Source organism: Aliivibrio sp. 1S128 (assembly GCF_001691065.1).
Classification (GTDB): Bacteria; Pseudomonadota; Gammaproteobacteria; order Enterobacterales; family Vibrionaceae; genus Aliivibrio.
Genome location: NZ_MAJV01000104.1, coordinates 1 through 1489, shown reverse-complemented (window position 1 = coordinate 1489; position 1489 = coordinate 1). Strand labels below are relative to the sequence as shown.

Annotated in this window: 3 protein-coding genes; all 3 read left to right on the top strand. The window is 32.2% G+C overall.

Annotation, left to right across the window (positions count from 1 at the left end; genetic code table 11):
• The first annotated feature begins 251 nt into the window (after positions 1 to 251).
• The 3 genes from A6E03_RS13600 (at position 252) to A6E03_RS13590 (ending at position 1464) form a co-directional block, all read left to right on the top strand.
• A complete protein-coding gene (locus A6E03_RS13600; RefSeq protein ID WP_065601068.1) occupies positions 252 to 593 on the top strand; it encodes a hypothetical protein in 342 nt (113 codons plus the stop codon).
• Positions 577 to 1023 (top strand): hypothetical protein, encoded by a 447-nt coding sequence (locus tag A6E03_RS13595; protein WP_065601067.1) that lies wholly within the window; start codon positions 577 to 579, stop codon positions 1021 to 1023. The genes A6E03_RS13600 and A6E03_RS13595 overlap by 17 nt, the downstream gene beginning before the upstream one ends.
• Positions 1024 to 1098: 75 nt before the next feature.
• On the top strand, positions 1099 to 1464 hold the full coding sequence (locus A6E03_RS13590) for a hypothetical protein (RefSeq protein ID WP_141677281.1): 366 nt from the start codon (positions 1099 to 1101) through the stop codon (positions 1462 to 1464).
• Positions 1465 to 1489: the final 25 nt, after the last annotated feature.

Sequence of the window (1489 nt, the reverse complement as noted above, 5' to 3'; positions counted from 1 at the left end):
TAACAAAGCAATCAACACGATTTACTACATTCGGCGTTGTAGGTTTGTCTTTAGTTTCAGTGATTAAGGCAGTAAAATTCAACTAAGTCTGTGTCGTAGTAAACGTGTTATTGCGGCGTTATGCGCGTTTTTGATGGTTTTAGTAGTTACATTTTATTGTGAGATCTTTCTAAGATAGTAATTCATTGTGCTTCTCTGGTTATTATTTCAGTAAAACTAATTTATTCTAATCAATAAATTAAGGAGTGATTATGGCTAGTTTAGGGTTTTGCAAGATTGATGACTTACAACTTAGTAAGAATAGTTCAAATGCTGTTTCTGAAATAAAAGATTTAATTGGTAGTGGAAACCTTTTATCGGTAAGCACTGCATCTATCCCGTTGTTTCAAATATTTTTTAGTCCAGGGAAAGGGACGGCTTTTGAAGCTACAATAGCGGTACGTGAATACGACTGGGAGTTATTTGGTAATGCTCTCGGTGCAAGCGGTAAAATCACAAGGTCTAGAATTTTCAATATTGCTTATAATCAAGAAATATTTACCTACGGCAAAGAGCAAAAATTTTGGAGGTGTGTCAGTGAAGCGAGTAAATAAAATATTATGTATCTCTTTTCTTTTAACTGGTTGTTCAATTCAACATAGTAGTATTGATGCATTAAAAGAATATTCAAATAAATTTGGTAAGTGCCAAAGTTATCTACACGAAAATAAAAACGTCCCACCAGAAAATAAATGGTTTGAAAGCTTGTCTAAAGAAGAACGGTTAAATTTGCTGAGCTATTTATTCCAATTTAATAATGAATCTTGTATGAGCAATGAGACCGTGTTGTTGCAAAATGCTTTTTCAGCCGATGGCAATGAAGAATTATTAGAATTATTTGTTTCTGACTCATCAGCAATGATTTCGATAGCTGAAAGTAAGATAGAGCATTTAAACAAAGATGAAGTTAAAGAATTTCGTAAATCATATAATTTACCATTTGATTTGGTTACAGTAGCTAAAAAATTAGACCTGCTAAAGTGATATGCGCATAACAAACGACTATGGTGTCAATAACTAATTATTAGCGTGGTTTTCATTCCACATGACACCATTGTAGTGGTCAATCATGGACGACTTGATGAAACTTATGAATTTAATAAAAAAGAGGCCTTACCTAAAGGCTCTAATGCACATGATTTAACCGTTCTATATAATTCTTTGCCTAAAAGTGTTCAGAGCTATTTATTTGATCGTTCTGATTTTGAAATAATAGAAATTAATAAAGGTTTATTTACGACAAGTAGGTATGTTTATGAGCAATCAGCTAATAGTATTCATAATGATGACATTATTAAGTTGGCAGCATGTTTGATTTGTAAGGTCGTGTACTTGTATTTAAAACAAGGTTGTGACGATCCGTTTATAAAACTATTCGATATTGAAAAGTTGTATCTAAGTCAAAACCAAGCAATATTTTTGTAATACGCCATAACAAATGCATCAACAC

Coding starts and splice junctions, on each gene's coding strand:
- A6E03_RS13600 (WP_065601068.1), top strand. CDS start 252: ATGGCTAGTTTAGGGTTTTGCAAGATTGATGACTTACAACTTAGTAAG.